This window comes from Vibrio sp. SG41-7 (assembly GCF_014164465.1).
GTDB classification, from domain to species: domain Bacteria; phylum Pseudomonadota; class Gammaproteobacteria; order Enterobacterales; family Vibrionaceae; genus Vibrio; species Vibrio splendidus.
In genome coordinates, this window is sequence record NZ_JACJFF010000010.1 from 52,470 (window position 1) to 72,005 (window position 19,536).

The window sequence follows — 19,536 nt, forward strand, 5'->3', positions numbered from 1 at the left end:
GACCAAAATCTCATGTACACACCTCATGTAACCGCTTACATGAAAACAGTATTGAAGTCGCACTTTCGATGTCAGAGCACGCTTATTATCCATTCCGAACAAACCCTACATTCACCTGAGGACAACAAATATGAATAACTCAAAGCCTCTACCATCGTTCGGATTAGCATTAGCACCTATAGCCGTTATGTTTGCGCTGCTTGCTATTGGATACGGTGTTTTAGGACTTCGCATTGAAGTTCTGCTACTCATTTCTGCGACTTTCACAGCATGTATTGCTTGGAAGATGGGCTACAACTGGGATGACATCATCAACGCGATTGTTGAGAAACTCGCAAAAGCGATGCCTGTTATCCTGATATTGGTTTCAGTGGGCGGCCTTATCGCCAGTTGGATGATCAGTGGCACCATCCCTTACATGGTTTACTGGGGACTTAAAGTCATCAGTGCTGAATACATACTCATTGCTGCCTTTTTTGTTACTTCTGTTGTCTCTGTGTGTACTGGTACTTCTTGGGGATCTGCGGGTACCGTTGGTGTTGCACTGATGGGTGTTGCGGCAGGTTTAGATGTATCACTGGCTGCTGCTGCCGGCGCCGTTGTTTCTGGCGCATATTTTGGCGATAAGATCTCGCCTCTTTCTGACTCAACCAACTTTGCACCTGTCGTTTCAGGCACGACCTTATACGAACACATTCAACACATGCTTTACACAACGCTACCGGGCTTTGTGATTGCTTCTATTGTCTTTTTCTTCGCAGGACAAAGTGCCGATATCAGCACGGTTGGCGAACCAGAAAAAGTGACTCAAATTCTTGCTGGGTTAGATAGTCTTTATAACTTCAACATTCTTCTGATTATCCCACCAGTAATTATTCTTTGGGGTGCATTAACCAAAAAGCCTGTTCTGCCACTGATGCTAGGTGCGTCTGCCCTTGCGATTGTATTAGGTATGGTTCTACAAGGTTTCTCTCTACAACAAGGTTTCCAAGCTTACGTCGACGGCTTCAATGTCGCTCTATTTGAAGCGAAAGGTACAGCGATTGACGGCCTAATACCTGATGTGTCTAAGCTGCTAAACCGTGGTGGTTTGTTCTCAATGATGAGCACCATCCTACTGGTTTTCTGTGCGTTCTCTTTTGCAGGTGTTTTAAGCCTAACCGGTGCACTGAATGTGGTACTAGGTCGTTTCTTGCATATGATTCACTCAACAGGACAGCTTATCGCATCAACAGTGATCGCGACGATTACCGTAGTTTTCACGACATCAGATGGCAAACTCGCGCTTCTTATTCCAGGTGAATTGTTCCAAAACGCTTACCGTAAAATGGGGCTAGATACGAAAAACCTATCCAGAACCATCGAAGACGCAGGCACGATTATTGAGCCACTGGTTCCTTGGACAGCTGCGGGTATTTACATGGCAAGCACACTCGGCGTAGCAACGTTGGATTACCTACCTTGGGCTATCCAATGTTACACCGGTGTCGTTTTTGCTCTGATTTATGGCTTCACTGGGTTTGGTATTGCACGTGCAAAGCCTGAACAGTCAGAAGACTCCGTAGAAACTTCTCTAGCTCACAGCACTAAGTAAGGCTCACATCCTATGAATTCTTTCGACAATACGATTAACCGCCGAAATACAGGGTCGGTAAAGTGGGACTTTATGGAGCAGAAGCTAGGACTGGAAGGATCTGACTTACTGCCAATGTGGGTATCAGACTACGATTTCCAAGCTCCTCAGCAAGTGCTCGACCGTTTAGCTCAAGATATCGCTCATGGTATTTTTGGGTACTCAGAACGTCAGGATGACTATTACCAAGCTGTGATTGATTGGTTTAAAAACCAACATAACGCTGACATCGAAAAAGAGTGGATAACCACGATACATGGTGTATTGCCGGGTATCGCAATGGCGCTGCAAATGCTCACGCAAGTGAATGACCAGATCGTTATCCAAAGCCCAGGTTACGGTTCATTTCGTAAGATCATCGAACTGAATGACCGCAGAGTATTGAACAACCCGTTGATTGAATCTGATGGTCACTACCAGCTTGATTTTGCTCACTTGGAAGACTGCTTTGCCAGTGGTGCAAAGGCATTGGTCTTCTGTAATCCTCATAACCCAACAGGTCGAGCATGGAACGAGCAAGAGCTAACGCAAGTTGCCGAGCTGTGTAGAAAACACGATGTGTGGCTGATCAGTGATGAAATTTGGAGTGACCTAACGCTAACACCTAATGTATTTCATTCGACGTTAAACTTACCAAGCTTGCTAACCGACAAACTTATTGTGGCGACCGCGGCCAGTAAAACGTTTGGTTTGTCATCATTAAGAATCTCAAACTTCATCATTCCAAATTCGGTGTTGAAGGAGCAGTTTGTTCGCCGTTTGGATGCGCATGGCATGGATTGCTTCAATAGCCTATCCATGTCAGCGGCAACCGCTGCGTATCAAGAGTGTGAAACTTGGTTAGCGGACTTAAAACACTACCTGCAAAACAATATAGAAACGCTGAACGGATTCATAAAAGCTGAATTGCCTCATATTCGCTTCACGAAACCCGAAGCGACATATCTTGCATGGCTAGACTGCAGTTCAATGAAACTAAGCGATGCAGAGCTGGAACGTAAACTCATTGCAGCCGGCATTGTACCAAGTATGGGTTGTGCCTTTGGCGAAGAAGGTTCAGGGTTTATTCGCTTGAATCTAGGGTGCCCTGCAGAAGTATTAGCAGACGCTTTGGTACGACTAAAAGTAGCATTAGCTGTAGATAAGTAACTAGAAAACGTAACCCACTCCAAACAACAAAGCCCCACTCAACTGAGCGGGGCTTTCATCATTCTTACTATTTACCTATTTAAAGGTAAATTAACCTTGCCAAGCAAACTGTTCGAATACTTTGTCTACTGGCGTTTCAGCAACACGGTTTACATAGTTACTGATCACTTTCTGAGACAAGCCAAGAATCACTTCTAACACTTGTTGTTGACCATAACCCGCCTCAAAGAATGCTGTCATTTCACTTTCAGACACATTGCCGCGGTTGCGTACCATACTCAGCGTAAAGTCATGCAGTGCTTGCAGCTTTTCAGTGGGTAGAGCGGTGCGATTACGCAGTGCTTCAGTGATCGTAGGATCAACTTTCATTGAATGTGCAATGCCAGTGTGCGCCGGTACGCAGTAATGACATTCGTGTTCAACATTAATGGTTTGCCAAACAACCGTCAGCTCTTCAGCATCGAAAGATGAGTCACTAAACGCCTGATGAAGCTGGGTGTAGGCTTTCAACGTATTTGGAGATTCAGCCAACACACCGAAAAGACCCGGTACTCTGCCCATCTGCTTTTTAGCACCTTCAAGAATAGGTTGGCTTTGCTCTGGCGCTGATTCTACTGAGTGAATTTTGAAGTTGCTCATTGTTTTATCCCTATCAATTTATGATTCTAAAGTTATTCAATCACGGAGCAATTAATGACTGTTCTCCGTTGGTGTGAAAACAATATAGATTAAATCAGAACGATCGTTCAAGTATTATTTTGAACAATCGTTCAAATTTCAAGTTAGAACCTTTCTAATATCTTTTGCTCATAACAAAAAAGCCCACAGGCAACACCTGATGGGCTTTCTCGATTTCTCAATTTTTATTGCAAGCGGTTACCAATATTCTGCGCGAGCCAAAGCTTCAACACAGCTCGACTGTTCACTTGTTACTTTAATCTCTCCACCAACCAGCGATTGAGCGATCCAGCCATGAGGGTAGCTCAACTCAAATGGTGCTGGGATCTGTTCAGTAGTGATTTGTTCAAAGCCGACTTTTGAATAGTAGCTAGGATCACCATACGTCACTGCAAGTTCGATACCCTGTTCTTTTAGGTTCTCTAAGCCGAAGTTAATCAGCTTTTGACCTATCCCACGCTTTTGAACCTGTGTGCTCACCGCCACTGGTGAAAGTAAATATGCCTTGGTTTCATCGTTAAATGAAAGCGGCGTAAAGATAATCGCGCCTACAATAGTGCTATCTACATCCAACTCACTAGAATCGTCTTCAGCAACAAAGCAAAGTAGCTCTGTTGGATCTGTGGTCATCAAAAGATCGTTGGCAAGCTTACCCACTGTTTTACCTTCGTTCTCGCCTTCTGAATCAGTAAAGGTTTGAGTAAAAAGTTGAGTGATCGTTTCGATCTCGCTTGAATCATATTGTCTAAATTTCATGGTGTTCTTCACTTACTGTACTTTCTTCAACACAAAAAAGTGATAATCAAAATCACGCTTAGCAAAGCTTGGGGAATCTTCCGAGAGTTCACTCTTAAGCCTGCTGTTATTGAAGAATTGTTTAATTTCATTGTCGCAATCTGCGAGCGCTTTTGAATTGGGCATGGTTGCTTTCAAAGCTTCAACTTGCTTTTGTAAAGGCTGATAATAGGCAAGCCAGCCTTCATCGCTCATCGTAAAGTCACCCAAGATTTGGTAACCCGCCGCCTTTGCATGCTTGATACGCTCAGCGACTGTGGTCATATCTGGGTACTCTTTCTGCCAGAACGCTTTGATTGATTCACTTGGGTTCTCGGTGTTCCAGACCAAATCATTCATAACCAAGATGCCATCATCGGTAAGTAGCTTCCTCCACTGCTTAAGTGCCTTCTGGACACCCATAATGTAAGCGCTACCTTCTGACCAGATTAGGTCGAACGATTTAGCTTCAAACGGTAAATCGATCATGCTTGCGCACACGGTTTGAACATTACTTTCTAAGCCAGATGCTTGCGCTTGCTGAGTTAGAATATCCAAACTCGGTTGATCATTGTCGACCGCAATAATGTGTACATCAGTTTGGTGCTTTTTGATGGCTTTCGCTAACACATTGGTCGCGATGCCTTTGCCACAACCAATCTCGAGTACGCGCTTAGGTGAAATCGGAACTTGTGCTAATGCTGCTAAGGTATCTTCAGCCGTTCCCGGCCCTAATCGTTCTAACCCTTCGAAGATAGCGCCAAAATCCGCCATGTATTGATCATGTTCATTCATGTCTTTCGATAACCACTTCAATCGCAGCGCTTGTTTCTCATCAAAACCCTGCTTCATTAACCAATCGAGGTGTGCATCTGGTGCAAGCTTATCCATCGACTCATGCCACTCTTCTAAACCACCTTCACCTAGCATTGCCGCTAGTAAGTCGCGTGATCGTTGCTTTTGAGCGAGCTCTTCGTCCAACTGCTTAAGGCGATTTTCCAGTAAGCCGCGCTCTATCTTTGCATCTAGACAAGCTTGGCACTCTTTGAGCGTCAACCCACCCGCTTGCAACTGCTGCAACAAGCGAACACGCTGCAGATCCTTTTCAGAATACAGGCGGTACCCATTGCTCTGGCGTTGAGCATCAATCAAACCTAGCTTGCCGTAATACAACAATGTCGAGCGACTCAGTCCAACTAACTCGGCCAGTTCAGAGATACGATACATGCACTTCCCCTCTCATTTCGGTAGCAAAGATAAACTATGAAGCTGTAGTCAGGTCAACAGCCCATTAAACATTTTTATTATCTTGTCCTTGTTGAACTTCAAATTGGTAAAGCTCTCTGAGCGTGTCTTTTAACCATAGAACGATGGGGTTGTAAGCATTGCGCTTGTGCCAAATCATGGTGAACGGGATCAGCAGTTTTTTGATATGTTCTTCATCTAAAGGGATAGGTAAACAGGTAAGATTTGGGTGAAGCTGTTCTACGTAACGTCGGCAGTAATTAGGCGCAACAGTAGTCATGGTGTGGTTTGACTGAGCTGTCATAAATAATGACTGCTCAAAGCCAGCTAAAGTCAGTACGATATTACGGTCTAGTTGTAGGTCAGTAAGCACTTCATCTAATGCCCATGTTTCGCTTTTCTCCCACACAATATTGATGTGAGGATATTTAAGGAAAGCCTCAAGATTCCACTCTTCTTGTAAAGCTGGGTGATCTTTTCTCAGGTACACCACAGGCAAGTCGTGGAACAGAACCTCAAAGTCTATGAAATAGGGTAAAGCGTCTAAAGATTCTTTCGAACGCGGGTGGCTTTCTCGCCCAGAAAACCCAATATCAGATTCCCCACGAACAATGGCATCAATCGAATCATAATCCCAATTACGCATTTTGATTTTCGCGTCTGGGTAGCGTTGATACACGCTTTGCGTCAGCTCATTGAGCATGATTAGCGACAGAGGAGATTCTGCTTCTAGATTCAAGCGCAGATCTTTAGGCGCATCGTCGCCACGAGTCGTCAATATTTGGCTACCGATCTGCAACCAGTCTTGAAGATCTTTCACCATGCTCAGCGCAAGTGGCGTTGGTGTTAAACCTCTTGGTGTCTTTACAAATAAAGGATCATCAAACCAATCTCGAAGTTTAGTAAGTGATTTGCTCACCGTTGACGGCGTGACGTTGAGCTTTTTGGCAGCTTTCGAAACACTCTGTTCCTGCAGCAGCAATTGCAGAGTGAACAACAGATTTAGATCAAGACGAGCTAGTGGCTTCTTCATAATCACTTTTAACTTGGGAAGGACCTACCCATAGTATTAGAGCAATACTGATAACTCCACCAGCAGCTAGTATAAATACCAACATATTCAATGCACTTAGCCCGATAACACCCATCAACCAGATAAACAATGCCGACGTGCACACCTGAGAAACGCCCAATATAGAACTCGCGACACCTGCTCGTTGTGAATAGCAGCTCAATGCTTGGCTCATCGCAACACCAAAACCTAGTGAGAAACCACCACACACAAAAGCAAAACCCAACAACGTGACGTAATGGCCTAAGCCACCTTCAATCGACACAAGTAACAAAATTGCGGCAACAACGAAGCAGACTTGTGAAGTCAGCATGAGGTTCTTTTGCTTAAACAGATTCAAAGCAAACGGGGCTGAGAAGGAAACCAACATGCTCACCAAAGCGGTGAGTGCCATGGTGTAAGAGTACTGACCTCGGTCGAAACCAAGCTCTGTCATGATCAGCATTGGAGACACATTCACGTAAGTCAAAATCGCCGTCACACCTAAGCTAGTCATAATCACACGGCTTATAAACAACGGGTCTTTGAACGTTTCGGTTGAAGTTGATTGAGATGTCTCAGATAAAGAAACTTTCGCTAATACCGACTTTGTAACCTTAGGTTTAGTCTCTTTTAGCACGAACACCGACAACAAACACACCACCACACCCATGCTCGCCATGGTCGTGAACAAACTCGGCCACGGGTAAACCGTCATGATTAAGTGGCCAATCACAGGCGCAAGTACTGGTACGATGCAGGTAATGCCATTCATCATCGACAACACCTTAGCGCGTTTTTGATCGTCTAACACATCTCGCAATATGGCGAATGCCACCACGTAACAAGACCCCGCGCCAACACCTTGGAAAAAACGTACCGCAAGAAACGGTTCCGCACTAGTGACGATTCCGCCTAACATCGAAGAGATCGCAAAGACAATCGCACCGAAAGTCGCGACAGGCTTTCTTCCTACACTGTCGGCAAATTTACCCGCAAACAACATCGTAGTTGCCATGCCCGCGAGATAGATGGAGAACGCGACATGAAGCTGCGCCTCAGAGGCATTTAAGTCCGCTGCAATTTGAGGTAAGCCAACCAGATACAAATCAATGGCTGTTGGATACAAGAGAACAAGCGCAAAACTACAAAACAGAAAACGATACATAACACCCCCACATAATTGGTGTGAGGATAATAAGAGCGAAACGCCAAACTACCGAGTGGCTTCTGCGACAACGGATCTTTCCATTTACGACAAACCATCAGTATGTGGAAAAGGCGATAGACAAGAATTAACGAAATAAGCAAGGTTTTGACTCAATTCAGCTGAAATTAAGACACCGATTTATCAGCTATAAACCGCAGACTATTAAGCAGCGAACAATTTCTAAAAGTTATCAGAACGATAAATAAAATCACCACATGAATGCTTAAATTAACCACTCATATCCACCACAAATCCATACTTAAATTTTTTAGAAAAATTCAAAAATTATTAGAATTTAACCCCTAACTTTACTGAGTAATTTGTTAGTCTTGGCAACAAATATTTACAATCCAACTAAAAATTATTTGGATACTTCGAGGTTGTTTTCTTGAATATGAAATTATTCGGCAGTTCCCTAATCCTTTCAGGGACTGCATTAGGTGCAGGCATGCTGGCCATTCCGATGGTATTGGCTCAATTTGGTTTCATGATCAGCTCAGTACTGATGCTACTTATCTTTATCGGCACCACCTACTCTGCGCTTCTACTAGCGGAAGCGTGTACAAAAACGAAAGACAACAGTGGCATGAGCAGCGTTGCTTACTTAACGCTTGGCAGTAAAGGTAAACACTTTATCAATGCACTCTTTTACCTGTTGCTGGTATGCATGCTGATCGCTTATATCTTGGGTGTCGGTGACATCATTCACAAGCTACTGCTCGACGTTGGCGTCGATGTGTCTACATCGGTTGCCTATACCATTTTCAGCCTATTGATGGGTGTGATTGTGGTGGCGGGTAAATCGTATATCGACAAATTGAATCGCGGTTTATTCATAATGATGGTGGTGATGCTCTTTATCGTTATCGCCTCTTTATTTAGCAATATTCGCCTTGATTACCTGACTCAAGCCAGCAAATACACGGCTAATGATGTAGTACAGTACAGCGCAGTTATCTTTACCAGTTTTGCCTCTATGGTAGTTATCCCGTCACTGGTTATCTACAACCGTGAAGCGACTCAAAAGCAGATCCGCAATATGATTCTGTTAGGTTCAGTGATCCCGCTAGTGTGCTACCTCACTTGGTTGTTCGCTATTATCGGTAACCTTGGCACAGACGCGATCAGTCAGTTCCACAATATCTCTGAGTTGATCTCTGCGTTCAGCGGCCAATCTGCTTGGTTGAAAGTGGTGATTGCTCTGTTCTCTGCTCTGGCCTTGGTGACTTCTTTCCTCGGCGTGTCGATGGCGCTTTACGACCAAAACAAAGATGTCGTCACCAACAACAAAGCGTTGGCTTATGCGTTGACCTTCATCTTACCTTTGGCATTAGCAGAGCTGTTCGCTAGCCAGTTTGTCAGCATGCTGGATTACGCAGGGATGGTATTGGTGTTCCTAGCTATCTGGGGACCACTTGCAATGGTGGTTAAGGTGCGTAGACCTGACTTCCCTCACCTACAAACCGAAGGCAGCTATACTGCAGCCGGTGGCGACACGGCACTAATGGCAACATTCGGCTTTGGGGCTTTGATTTTCGTATCTTGGTTTATGGGGTAAATCATCACTCGGTCATAGACCTAAAAAGATACCAAGAAGAGCAGCGTTGGCTGCTCTTTTTTTATGCCTAATTTCCTTACCCACATTATTCCTCCACCCTTCTCGACAGACATCGCCTGATACCTTCAAAGAACGTATTTAGAAACAATAATTTAGATAAGAAACTCGTCATATCTAGATCTCAGCATCAGCTCAAAACACCATGCTCTATGATCATATAAAGTAACTCCATTGCTGATACATCTGATAATTAGATCACAAAACAACCTTAATGGTATTGTATTGGTACTATAATTTAAAATACCATCATTGCGTACCCTACAGTACTAAAGGACATAATAATGAAATCGACTAACTTCAAACTGTCTTCAATGATGTTCATTGAATGGTTTATCTGGGGAGCATGGTTTGTTCCCTTATGGCAAATACTCAATACCAATGGCTTTACCCCGACTGAGATCGCATGGTCTTATGCATGTACTGCAATCGCAGCGATCATTTCACCGATCCTAGTTGGATCAATCACCGACCGTTTCTTCGCAGCGCAGAAAGTACTTTCAGTGATGTTGATAGCGGGTGCAGGTTTGATGTACTTAGCGGCTCAACAAACCGAGTTTGCCACCTTCTTCCCAATCCTTTTGCTTTACTCGTTAACTTACATGCCGACGATTGCACTGACCAACAGCATTGCTTTCTCTAACGTAGAAGACGTAGAACGTGACTTCCCGCGTATCCGTGTAATGGGCACCATCGGCTGGATCGCTTCTGGTATTGCGATTGGTTTCTTACCAGGTTGGTTGGGTTACGGCGATATTTCATCAAGCAATATCCCTCTGATCCTGACTGCTTTAGCTTCTTTAGCTCTGGGGATCTTCGCGTTAACACTGCCAGACACACCACCAAAAAGTACCGGTAAACTTAGCCTAAAAGTGATGCTTGGCCTTGATGCTCTCGTGTTGCTGAAAGACAAAAACTTCCTAGCATTCTTCGTTTGTTCTTTCATGTTCAGCATGCCATTGGCGTTCTACTACATCTTCGCAAACGGCTACTTAACCGAAGTCGGCATGAGCAACGCAACTGGCTGGATGACGCTGGGTCAGTTCTCTGAAATCTTCTTCATGTTGGCATTACCTTTCTTCACCAAACGATTTGGTATTAAGAAGGTACTGTTACTTGGTCTCTTTACGGCAGCAGTTCGTTACGGTTTCTTCGTCTACGGTAGCGCAGACACTTGGTACCTATACTCACTGCTGTTCGCAGGCATCCTCTTGCACGGCGTGAGCTACGACTTCTACTTCGTAACGGCTTACATCTACGTCGACAAAAAAGCACCTGCTCACATGCGTACCGCAGCGCAAGGCCTTATCACATTGGGTTGCCAAGGTATCGGCAGCTTGCTGGGTTACCGCTTAGGTGGCGTATTAATGGAGAAGATGTTTGCTTACGACGAACCGCAGAATGGACTCACGTTTGATTGGTCCGGCATGTGGGGCTTCGGTGCCATCATGATCGCCATCATCCTCGTGATCTTCATGTACTTCTTCCGTGCACCAAACGGCGAAATCAAAGAGATTAAAATCGACAAAAAATCAGATGGAAACCCATCAGAGCAGGCTCAAGTAGAAAAAGCTCAAGCGTAACTTTATACCTGCTCAGTCTTCTCTCTAGCCTTATTTTTTAGCTAAAGGCTGAGCAGTTTTTAAATAACCTATTTTTGGTGAAGTAAGATGAACATTTCAAAACAAGACAGAATTTTAGGCACTTTTTATGGTCAAGCACTGGGTGATTCAATGGGAATGCCATCAGAGCTTTGGCCAAGAAGCCGAGTAAAAGCACACTTTGGTTGGATTGACTCTTTCCTACCGGGGCCTGCTGAAAACAACGCCGCTTGTTATTTCGATGCTTGCCAATTCACGGATGACACCTCAATGGCGCTGGCTCTTGCTGACGCTATCATCGAATGCGACGGTGAGATCTCACCAGAGATCATTGCTCGCAACGTATTAAGCTGGGCTGAAGGCTTCGACGCATTCAACAAAAACATTTTCGGCCCTAGCTCAAAAGCGGCGATGCGTGCAATTAAAGAAGGCACTTCAATTGATGAGCTTGAAAACAACGGTGTGACTAACGGTGCTGCGATGCGTGTATCGCCAATGGGCTGCCTAGTTCCTACCACCAGCTTAGACACCTTCATCGATCAAGTCGCACTGGCTTCAAGCCCAACACACAAATCAGATGTCGCAATAGCGGGTGCGGTTGCGATTGCTTGGTCGGTATCAAAAGCGATTGAAGGACATAGTTGGAGCGAAATTAAAGATCAATTACCTGCGATCGCCAACGCAGCACAAACCAAGAACATCACCACATTCAGTGCCTCAATGGGCGCGCGTATTGAACTTGCTTTGATGGTTGCTTCAGAAAGCAGTGGCATCGAAGAGCGTATGGAAAAAGTCTACAACTTAGTCGGTGCTGGCGTGAGCACAATTGAATCGGTACCAGCAGCTATTGCGATGGTTGAATTGGCGCAAACCGATCCAAACCGCTGTGCGATCCTGTGTGCTAACTTAGGTGGTGATACCGACACGATTGGTGCGATGGCAACCGCAATTTGTGGGGCTCTGAATGGCATTCAATCTATCGATGTCGATCTAAAAAAACAGCTTGATGATGAAAACCAACTCGACTTTGCAGGTTACGCAGCCACCTTCCTGCGTCTAAGAGAAATTAAGGAGCAAGGGTATGCCTCATAGTTCTTTGATTACACTGATTCCAACCCTCAAGAATCAACGACAGTTGTGTCTGATTGGCGCGGCTGTGGTCGATATCGTGACTGAAACACCTGCCCTACCGAAACGTGGCACCGATGTAGAACTGACCGAAAAAGGCATTCATGTCGGCGGTTGCGCTCTAAATATCGCGATTGCTCTGAAAAAGCTGGGCGTTGAATCAATCAATGCCTTACCAATTGGTCAAGGTAAATGGGCTGACATCATCACCATAGCAATGGCTGAAAAAGGCCTAACAAGTCACCTACAAGATCCAAGTGGCGACAATGGCTGGTGCTTAGCGCTCGTTGAGCCAGACGGTGAACGTACCTTCTTGTCTGTTAGCGGTGTCGAGAACAACTGGAACCAACAAGCACTTGATCAGTTAAATCTGCAAGACGATGCAATTATCTACCTCTCTGGTTATCAGTTGTCTTCGGGTTGTGGTGAAGAGCTCGTTAGCTGGCTAGAAACATTGCCCAACAGCATTGAGCTGTTCATCGATTTTGGCCCTCGTATTGGTGATATTCCAAAGCCACTGTTTGATCGCCTAATCAAGCTGAAACCAACGGTGTCTTTGAATCGCCAAGAAGCTGAAGTTCTGGGTATGCGAGATATCAACACCTTCGTTGAGCAATGGCATAACACTTATCACTGCCCGCTGATTTTGCGCATCGACAGTGATGGTGCTTTGTTCGCCACTCATGACGGCTACGGAAACGTTGCGCCATTTAAAGCTACAGTGGTTGATACTATTGGCGCAGGTGACACCCATGCAGGAGGCGTATTAGCAGGCTTAGCTTCTGGCTGGGAACTGCCCGATGCAATCTTGTTAGGCAATGCCGTGGCATCTTACGTGGTGAGCCATGTAGGTGGCGACTGTGCCCCAAGCGTGGACGAGATTACTCGCTACCTTAACCAATACTAATCCTTGCTAACTCATGAACACACTAGGCTCAGTATTACTGGGCCTTTTTGTTACGCCTGTCTTTTTTACCTATCTTTTTGGCCTTTCTCCCATGATTAATTTTTCTGCTTTGAACCGCTTTTCAATTGCAAATAACAAAGCAACAAGAATTCTGCTCGCTAGCTGTGGAATCAACCTGTGCATTGGTGTTCTCTATACTTGGAGTGTATTCAAAAACTCGCTTTTAGAACTCGGTTGGAACAACACTCAAGCCTCTATGCCTTACACAATCACCATCATCACTCTGTCATTGGCACTGCTCATTGCTGGTCGTATTCAAGATAAGATAGGCCCACAAAAAGTATTGATGGTGGGTTCTTTGATGGCGGGCGCAGGCATGATCTTAGCGAGCCTATCTTTGACGCCATGGAACCTGAATGTGAGTTTTGGTTTGGTCACGGGTGCAGGAATTGGCTTCGCTTACGCATGTTTGAACCCAACGGCAATGAAGTGGTTTCACTCTTCTCAGAAAGGCATGGTCAATGGGTTACTCGCCACGGCATTTGGCCTTGCGGCTATCTACTTGGCCCCGCTTACTAGCTACCTAATATCCGTCGTTGGATTGGAACAAAGCCTTCGCATACTTGGGACTGGGCTCATCGTCATTGCTTTCCCACTGGCTTATTCGATCAAGAACCCTCCAGCAGGGTATGAGCCGAAAGCCAATTCAGAAAAACCTGATTCCTCAAATCCTAAACCGCCTCCCGCTCGAAATTATATATGGAAAGAGATGCTCGCCACCAAGCAGTTCTACCTGTTGTGGTTCACTTACGCCTTCGGTGCTGCCGCTGGCTTGATGATCATCGCCAACATCACCTCGATTGCTGCTGAGCAAGCCAATATCTTAGAAGGCGCTTATTTGATTGTGACCTTATCGATATTCAACTCAGCAGGTCGATTAGTCTCTGGGTTATTGAGCGATAAGATTGGCGCATTAAAAACGTTGGCGATCGCGCTTGGGCTACAAACCATCAATATGCTGCTGTTCAGCCAGTTTGTTTCTAGCCCGACTCTAATGGTTGGCGCGGCATTGGCAGGCATTGGATATGGCACCTTGTTAGCAGTGTTTCCTTCAATCATGGCGGACTTATACGGCCTGAAAAACTTTGGCGCCAACTACGGAGTGCTTTATACCGCTTGGGGCATTGGTGGCTTTATCGGCCCTATCCTTGCAGCAATCTCCGTCGATTGGTACGGCAGTTACTCAATAGCCTATTTGATCTGTGCTGTGTTAGTGAGTATCGCGACAGTCCTAACCTTCAAAGTAAAACCCATTTCAACAGAGCCTAGTAGCGATACAGAGTTAGCCCCACATTACCAACCAGAACGTTCAAGCTAACTGGATAAAACCTCTGAGTGGTGGAATCTTTGTTTCGCCCTCAGATTTCACATTTCTATTAAGTGTGGGCTGAGACTTCGGGTATACTTCAGTTAAATATAAAAGCTAAAACAGACATTTATGAGCGCTTATCAACCACTGCTTACCCTGATTCAAGAACGAATCGAACAGAAAGATAAATCACCCTTATATCTGAAGATTGCCGATTCAGTGAAGCTGGCGACTGAGCAACAGATGCTCAAAGGTGGAGACTTCATTCCTACCGAGCGTGAGTTCAGTGACAAGCTTGGTGTGTCTCGTATCACCGTTCGTAAAGCGTTGGATATATTAGATAAAGAAGGCGTGATTGTTCGCTCTCGTGGTTTGGGTACCATGATCAGTGAGACCGTTGAGTACTCCAGTAAAGAAGCGACAGGCTTCTCTCAACAAGTCGTTCTGAAAGGCAAAAAACCCGACACGTTATGGATTAAGAAAGACGTGATTGCGTGCTCTTCTGAAATAGCCAAGATGCTTAAAATAGCCGAGAACGATCAAGTCTTTCTATTGAAGCGCGTTCGTTACATCGACGAGCAAGCGGTATCTATTGAAGAGTCTTACGTTCCTGCGCATCTTATCCACGACCCTGACGAGATCCAGCTGTCGCTTTACGACTACTTCCGCAGCCAAGATATCTCACCGACAAAAACTCAAAGCCGAGTGTCCGCTAAGATGCCAACGGAAGAGTTTCTAGAGAAACTCAACATCGATGAAACGGTGCCAGTGCTGCTTATCGAGCAAACCGCTTACGATAAAAAAGGTGTGCCGATTGAATACAGTATCAACCGCTGCCGTGGTGATATGTATGTGTTCGTGAGCGAAGACTAGCTTCTAGCTTCAAAAATGACAGCAGATACAAAAAGCCCGTTAGTCTTACTCGAATTAGCAATCGTAACTAATTAACAGTAGGACTAACGGGCTTTTTCGTTTTCTTATTATCATTGCCGAAAACTATAAGTACTTACTTGGTCAAATTGCCAAGCAACTGCTCACACTGTGCTTTTAGCGATTTAAGCTCATCTTCATTCATCTTAGAAAGACAAAGCATTTCTACTGGCACGGTCTGCGCTTGTTCTTTGAGCTCTACCCCTGCAGGTGTCAACGTGATAACTCGAACTCGCTCATCTTCAATACTGCGAGTTCTAAGCACATAACCTTTCGCCTCCAGTCGCTTGAGTAGTGGCGTCAAGGTGCCTGAATCTAAATGCGTTTTTGCGCCTAGCGCTTTGACATTTATCTCTTTTTCTTCCCAAAGCACCATCATCACAATGTATTGCAAGTAAGTAAGATCAAGTGCTTTCAGCAAAGGTTGATACGCTCTACTCATTGCATTCGATGCACTATACAGCGCGAAACACACCTGATTATCCAGCTTTAGATAGTCATCTTGGTCGCTCATGATCGCCTCACCAATAATTTAAATTGTGCACAATATACTTGCGCGCTCAAATTTTATCAATTAAGCTAGCTTTAAAATTAAGTTGCACACAATTTAATTGTACAAAATCATAATTAAGGACTAAAACAATGACAACACTCTACACAACTTCTGCAACAGCAACGGCGGGTCGTAACGGCCAAGTTTCTACTGATGACAATCTGCTTTCAGTGGCGTTGAGCTACCCTAAAGAAATGGGCGGAACAGGTGAAGCGACCAACCCTGAGCAACTGTTTGCTGCGGGCTACTCTGCGTGTTTCTCAAATGCTCTACTTCACGTTGCGAAAGAGATGAAAATTAAAATCGTATCGGCGCCAACCACTGCAACAGTGGGTATCGGACCAAATGAAAACGGTGGCTTTGCTTTAACTGTTGCTCTATCGATTGAACTGGATCTAGAGCAAGAACAAGCTGTGACGCTTGTGAAAACGGCGCACCAAGTTTGCCCTTACTCAAACGCGGTTCGTGGCAACATTGATGTGAAATTGTCGGTTAACGGACAAGCGCTTTAGTTTCAAAGTTAAACCAGAAAGATACGCTTATAGAGATGTCAGTAGACGCCTAAAATTGAGCCTTATCCCTAAGTTACTTTGCTTTGAGCGAGTAACTTGGGGATTGTTCATTAGTTAATAGCGAACAAGCTTTACCAAAACAAATCGATACTCAGATCCCGCAACGTCGGATTGGCAGACACCGTAACGCCAGATTGGCAGACACCGAAAATAGATATCGATATATTGCGATATCTTAGTTTCAAGGGTATATTTCACTTAAATCAGAAATAGCAGTCAAACACCATGTCAGACGTGAACGAAATTTTAAAATCCATCAACAACCCTGTACGCCGAGATATTCTTCATTGGCTTAAGTCGCCTCAAGAGCACTTTAACCTAGAGAAACAACTCGTTGATACCGATGTTGAGGGGGTGTGCGTTAGCATTATTCAGGAGAAGAGTGGCTTATCTCAATCTACCGTTTCTTCTTACCTCTCGAACCTGCAGCGTGCGAAGTTAGTGACATCAAAACGCATTGGCTCGTGGACTTACTACAAGCGTAATGACGAATACATCGAGAAATTCCTGAAGGCGCTGTCTGATTCCCTGTAGTTGAAAAGAACAAAAATCAACAGAACAGCAGTTAGATAGCAAGATGAAAACTGGATGGAATCACGCCATCCTTTATGACGAATATCATTTTTAAAAATCAACATATCGAGATTTTTAGATATCTAGTTATCGCACTATTCAATAATAATGATGCCGATACTAAAAATGCAGCGGAGCCGACAAACATGAACAAGTCTATTCAATCCTTTGACCCAAGTAATGGTGAACTCCTTGGCGAGGTAAACCAAACTTCGGCTGAAGAAGTAACTCAAACCATCCACAAAGCAAAAGCAGCACAAAAAGCATGGCGCAAACTTTCGATGAACGAGCGAGTGCTGACCATTATCAAAGCCTATCAACAACTGGATAAGTACGAAGAGTCCCTCTCACAGTTGCTTGCTCGTGAAATGGGTAAAGACATTCGCCGTGCGACCGGAGAAGCAACCGGTGCGATCTACATGGGTCAGCACTATGCAGAAGATGCTCAGCGTGCACTCAACACTCGAAAATTACCCGGCTCAACAGAACTTCAATACCGTCCACTAGGTGTTGTCGGAGTTATATCTCCTTGGAACTACCCGGTGATGATGGCAAACAACCTCATTGTGCCAGCACTGGTCGCCGGCAATAGCGTGATTCTAAAACCTTCAGAAGAGACCCCTCTCATCGCTGAAGCATTCTTTGGTGAACTGCAAAAGTACTTACCAGAGCAGCTTTGAGAACTCAGGGCAAATGTGTACTTCGATTGAACGTATCTATGTTGATGATCGTATCGCTGAAAAATTTGAACAACGTGTCACCGAGATCGCCAACATGTACCAGATTGGCCCGTGGGATATGCCGAACGTCAATATCGGGCCAATCATCAATGCGACACAACACGCTAAGATTGTCGACCAGCTAAAAGACGCAAAACAGAAAGGAGCCACTTTTCTTTTAGGCGGTTCTGAGCAACCCGAGCGTTATATCCGCCCTACAGTAATCACCGGAATGACAGCAGAAATGAAACTGGAAACAGAAGAGACTTTCGGTCCAGTTGTCGCGATCAGTCGCTATTCCAACATTGAAGATGCGATTGAGCGAGCCAACGCCAGTGAGTACGGCCTAGGTGCTGTGGTCTTTGGAAACCAAGGCGTCAATGACGTTGCTGACGAACTTGATGCTGGCATGGTTGGCATTAATCAAGGACAAGGCGGCAGTGGTGATGCTCCATGGGTTGGTGCGAAACAGAGTGGCCTTGGTTACCACGGCTCGGTTGACGGGCACCGTCAGTTTGCACAAGTAAAAGTGGTTTCAAGATAGAGGTTGATGATGAATAACAATGAGAATTTTTATGTCGTTCGACGCGAGTCAGGTACCAGGGTTCCCGCATGAGTTGCAAAGTTGTTAAAAGCACTTAAGTGCCAAACAAAACTCTCTCTCGGAACTCTGTATTTAACGCGCATTTCAATTGTCGCCGTTTTAAGGTCCCTTTCATCTCTACAAGCTTGATAAAGTTCATGCACATTTGACGAATTCGGGACAGGTTTTCGGATGCGTGCTTGTAGGTGATTCGGCTGTCATCTTCATTCATTACGGCGTCCAACCACCAGTGCATACTTTCAACACCCCAGTGACCTCGGCATAATTTACCAAATTCTTCTGCTTTCATGTCCTTAGAAGAAATGAAGTATCTAACCCCTAAACTACCTGAAGGCTCACCATTTTTTTGTTGATAAGTCGTTGCTATACATAAGCTTGTCAACCCTTTCCATTTAGAGGCGAAGTCTCCAAACTTATCAGTAAACGGAACAACAATATAACTTCTTAATATCTTACGTCCTCGTTGACCAATTTCTTCTTGTTCAAAAGAATCACTCGCATAGCGGTTTAATTGTTCTAACGAAAAGTGTTCAGTAAAAACCTTATGAAGACTTGGTTGATTATCTTTTACTGACATTAAATAGTCACCTTTACGTGCAACTATCAATTCTGCAATTGAACGCTGACAGCCCATAGCATCAACGCTAATGACCCGACCTTTAACTTTAATTAATTTGAGCAGCTCGGGGATGGTCGTAATTTCATTCGATTTCGAGCTCGTTTTTAGTTGCCCTAAAACTAGACCAGTATCAACAGAATAAGCATTGACCATATGCGTTAGGCATTTCTTCTTGCTGTGATCATACGTGCCTTTCAAGGACTTTCCATCAATAGCTATATGGTTGGTTTCTAATGATTTTTCATATTGAATATCGTTACACCATCGAGTAAAGCAAAGAGAAAATTCATCGGGGTCAACCAATCCAACAATGCGAGCCGTTGTATCTTGACTTGGAATACCTGACAAATAAGGACTGAACTTTCTAAACCATTCTAAGTTCTCTTCCCCAAACGCTTCTATCTCATCCCAGGTTTTCATTCCACACAACATGGCAGTCACTACTTGGAACATCACTTCGAAGAAATTATAAGTGATTTTTCGCTCCTGGCGACTATCACTCAATATGTTAAAATGGTCTTTGAATTCGTCGTAATTCATCTTTTCAATCTCATTCTGTTATCTAAACAGTATAAGATCACGTCAGATCACCACATTCAACCTATT

General features: G+C 44.6%; 17 protein-coding genes and 1 pseudogene. 11 read left to right on the plus strand and 7 right to left on the minus strand.

The window, feature by feature from the left end:
* The first annotated feature begins 130 nt into the window (after window positions 1-130).
* Both nhaC and H5300_RS04490 read left to right on the plus strand, forming a co-directional pair.
* The gene (nhaC, locus tag H5300_RS04485) at window positions 131-1,594 is read left to right on the plus strand and encodes a Na+/H+ antiporter NhaC (protein WP_182795509.1); all 1,464 of its coding nucleotides are present in this window, start codon (window positions 131-133) and stop codon (window positions 1,592-1,594) included.
* A gap of 12 nt (window positions 1,595-1,606) precedes the next feature.
* Window positions 1,607-2,782, plus strand: a complete 1,176-nt coding sequence (locus H5300_RS04490) for a MalY/PatB family protein (protein ID WP_054541518.1) — start codon at window positions 1,607-1,609, stop codon at window positions 2,780-2,782.
* 90 nt (window positions 2,783-2,872) lie between these two features.
* Here H5300_RS04490 and H5300_RS04495 read toward each other — a convergent pair whose 3' ends face one another.
* The 5 genes from H5300_RS04495 to H5300_RS04515 form a co-directional block, all read right to left on the minus strand.
* Window positions 2,873-3,421, minus strand: a complete 549-nt coding sequence (locus H5300_RS04495; protein WP_054541517.1) for a carboxymuconolactone decarboxylase family protein — start codon at window positions 3,419-3,421, stop codon at window positions 2,873-2,875.
* A gap of 237 nt (window positions 3,422-3,658) precedes the next feature.
* On the minus strand, window positions 3,659-4,228 hold the full coding sequence (locus H5300_RS04500; RefSeq protein ID WP_054541516.1) for a GNAT family N-acetyltransferase: 570 nt from the start codon (window positions 4,226-4,228) through the stop codon (window positions 3,659-3,661).
* A complete protein-coding gene (locus tag H5300_RS04505; RefSeq protein ID WP_182795510.1) occupies window positions 4,229-5,461 on the minus strand; it encodes a MerR family transcriptional regulator in 1,233 nt (410 codons plus the stop codon).
* A gap of 64 nt (window positions 5,462-5,525) precedes the next feature.
* Window positions 5,526-6,512 carry an HTH-type transcriptional regulator YidZ gene (yidZ, locus tag H5300_RS04510; RefSeq protein WP_102295488.1) on the minus strand — a complete coding sequence of 329 codons (987 nt, stop codon included), beginning with the start codon at window positions 6,510-6,512 and terminating at the stop codon, window positions 5,526-5,528.
* The gene (locus tag H5300_RS04515; RefSeq protein WP_182795511.1) at window positions 6,487-7,698 is read right to left on the minus strand and encodes an MFS transporter; all 1,212 of its coding nucleotides are present in this window, start codon (window positions 7,696-7,698) and stop codon (window positions 6,487-6,489) included. The genes yidZ and H5300_RS04515 overlap by 26 nt, the downstream gene beginning before the upstream one ends.
* A 436-nt stretch (window positions 7,699-8,134) precedes the next feature.
* Here H5300_RS04515 and H5300_RS04520 point away from each other — a divergent pair, with 436 nt between their 5' ends.
* The 6 genes from H5300_RS04520 (at window position 8,135) to H5300_RS04545 (ending at window position 15,233) form a co-directional block, all read left to right on the plus strand.
* Window positions 8,135-9,298 (plus strand): amino acid permease, encoded by a 1,164-nt coding sequence (locus H5300_RS04520; protein WP_182795522.1) that lies wholly within the window; start codon window positions 8,135-8,137, stop codon window positions 9,296-9,298.
* 341 nt (window positions 9,299-9,639) lie between these two features.
* Complete coding sequence (locus H5300_RS04525; protein ID WP_182795512.1) at window positions 9,640-10,938, plus strand: nucleoside permease; 1,299 nt, start codon at window positions 9,640-9,642, stop codon at window positions 10,936-10,938.
* Window positions 10,939-11,025: 87 nt separating this feature from the next.
* Entirely contained in the window at window positions 11,026-12,048 is a 1,023-nt protein-coding gene (locus H5300_RS04530; RefSeq protein ID WP_054541511.1) for an ADP-ribosylglycohydrolase family protein, read from the plus strand.
* Window positions 12,038-12,991, plus strand: coding sequence for a PfkB family carbohydrate kinase (locus tag H5300_RS04535; protein ID WP_182795513.1), 954 nt, complete (start codon window positions 12,038-12,040; stop codon window positions 12,989-12,991). The genes H5300_RS04530 and H5300_RS04535 overlap by 11 nt, the downstream gene beginning before the upstream one ends.
* Before the next feature lie 91 nt (window positions 12,992-13,082).
* Entirely contained in the window at window positions 13,083-14,369 is a 1,287-nt protein-coding gene (locus H5300_RS04540) for an OFA family MFS transporter (RefSeq protein WP_182795514.1), read from the plus strand.
* A 120-nt stretch (window positions 14,370-14,489) separates the two neighbouring features.
* Complete coding sequence (locus H5300_RS04545; protein WP_017103508.1) at window positions 14,490-15,233, plus strand: GntR family transcriptional regulator; 744 nt, start codon at window positions 14,490-14,492, stop codon at window positions 15,231-15,233.
* A 133-nt stretch (window positions 15,234-15,366) separates the two neighbouring features.
* Here the strand turns inward: H5300_RS04545 and H5300_RS04550 are convergent, their stop codons facing one another.
* Window positions 15,367-15,804: a MarR family winged helix-turn-helix transcriptional regulator gene (locus H5300_RS04550; protein WP_102491041.1), complete on the minus strand. Its 438-nt coding sequence runs from the start codon at window positions 15,802-15,804 to the stop codon at window positions 15,367-15,369.
* Between the two features lie 128 nt (window positions 15,805-15,932).
* On the opposite strand from H5300_RS04550, the gene H5300_RS04555 reads away from it, so the two are divergent.
* The 3 genes and pseudogenes from H5300_RS04555 to H5300_RS04565 all read left to right on the plus strand — a co-directional run bounded on the left by H5300_RS04555 (window position 15,933) and on the right by H5300_RS04565 (window position 18,251).
* Window positions 15,933-16,355: an organic hydroperoxide resistance protein gene (locus tag H5300_RS04555; RefSeq protein ID WP_065681095.1), complete on the plus strand. Its 423-nt coding sequence runs from the start codon at window positions 15,933-15,935 to the stop codon at window positions 16,353-16,355.
* A 285-nt stretch (window positions 16,356-16,640) separates the two neighbouring features.
* Window positions 16,641-16,949: a helix-turn-helix transcriptional regulator gene (locus tag H5300_RS04560; RefSeq protein WP_004732945.1), complete on the plus strand. Its 309-nt coding sequence runs from the start codon at window positions 16,641-16,643 to the stop codon at window positions 16,947-16,949.
* A gap of 185 nt (window positions 16,950-17,134) precedes the next feature.
* Window positions 17,135-18,251, plus strand: a pseudogene (locus tag H5300_RS04565) (aldehyde dehydrogenase family protein).
* Window positions 18,252-18,345: 94 nt separating this feature from the next.
* Here H5300_RS04565 and H5300_RS04570 read toward each other — a convergent pair.
* Window positions 18,346-19,470 (minus strand): ISAs1 family transposase, encoded by a 1,125-nt coding sequence (locus tag H5300_RS04570; protein WP_182795515.1) that lies wholly within the window; start codon window positions 19,468-19,470, stop codon window positions 18,346-18,348.
* Window positions 19,471-19,536 lie beyond the last annotated feature (66 nt).

Bases quoted from the DNA above. Each gene is read 5' to 3' on its own strand.
- H5300_RS04505 (WP_182795510.1), bottom strand. From the start codon at position 5,461: ATGTATCGTATCTCTGAACTGGCCGAGTTAGTTGGACTGAGTCGCTCG.
- H5300_RS04495 (WP_054541517.1), bottom strand. From the start codon at position 3,421: ATGAGCAACTTCAAAATTCACTCAGTAGAATCAGCGCCAGAGCAAAGC.
- H5300_RS04540 (WP_182795514.1), top strand. From the start codon at position 13,083: ATGATTAATTTTTCTGCTTTGAACCGCTTTTCAATTGCAAATAACAAA.
- H5300_RS04545 (WP_017103508.1), top strand. From the start codon at position 14,490: ATGAGCGCTTATCAACCACTGCTTACCCTGATTCAAGAACGAATCGAA.
- H5300_RS04520 (WP_182795522.1), top strand. From the start codon at position 8,135: ATGAAATTATTCGGCAGTTCCCTAATCCTTTCAGGGACTGCATTAGGT.
- yidZ (WP_102295488.1), bottom strand. From the start codon at position 6,512: ATGAAGAAGCCACTAGCTCGTCTTGATCTAAATCTGTTGTTCACTCTG.
- H5300_RS04550 (WP_102491041.1), bottom strand. From the start codon at position 15,804: ATGAGCGACCAAGATGACTATCTAAAGCTGGATAATCAGGTGTGTTTC.
- H5300_RS04515 (WP_182795511.1), bottom strand. From the start codon at position 7,698: ATGTATCGTTTTCTGTTTTGTAGTTTTGCGCTTGTTCTCTTGTATCCA.
- nhaC (WP_182795509.1), top strand. From the start codon at position 131: ATGAATAACTCAAAGCCTCTACCATCGTTCGGATTAGCATTAGCACCT.
- H5300_RS04530 (WP_054541511.1), top strand. From the start codon at position 11,026: ATGAACATTTCAAAACAAGACAGAATTTTAGGCACTTTTTATGGTCAA.
- H5300_RS04560 (WP_004732945.1), top strand. From the start codon at position 16,641: ATGTCAGACGTGAACGAAATTTTAAAATCCATCAACAACCCTGTACGC.
- H5300_RS04570 (WP_182795515.1), bottom strand. From the start codon at position 19,470: ATGAATTACGACGAATTCAAAGACCATTTTAACATATTGAGTGATAGT.
- H5300_RS04525 (WP_182795512.1), top strand. From the start codon at position 9,640: ATGAAATCGACTAACTTCAAACTGTCTTCAATGATGTTCATTGAATGG.
- H5300_RS04490 (WP_054541518.1), top strand. From the start codon at position 1,607: ATGAATTCTTTCGACAATACGATTAACCGCCGAAATACAGGGTCGGTA.
- H5300_RS04535 (WP_182795513.1), top strand. From the start codon at position 12,038: ATGCCTCATAGTTCTTTGATTACACTGATTCCAACCCTCAAGAATCAA.
- H5300_RS04555 (WP_065681095.1), top strand. From the start codon at position 15,933: ATGACAACACTCTACACAACTTCTGCAACAGCAACGGCGGGTCGTAAC.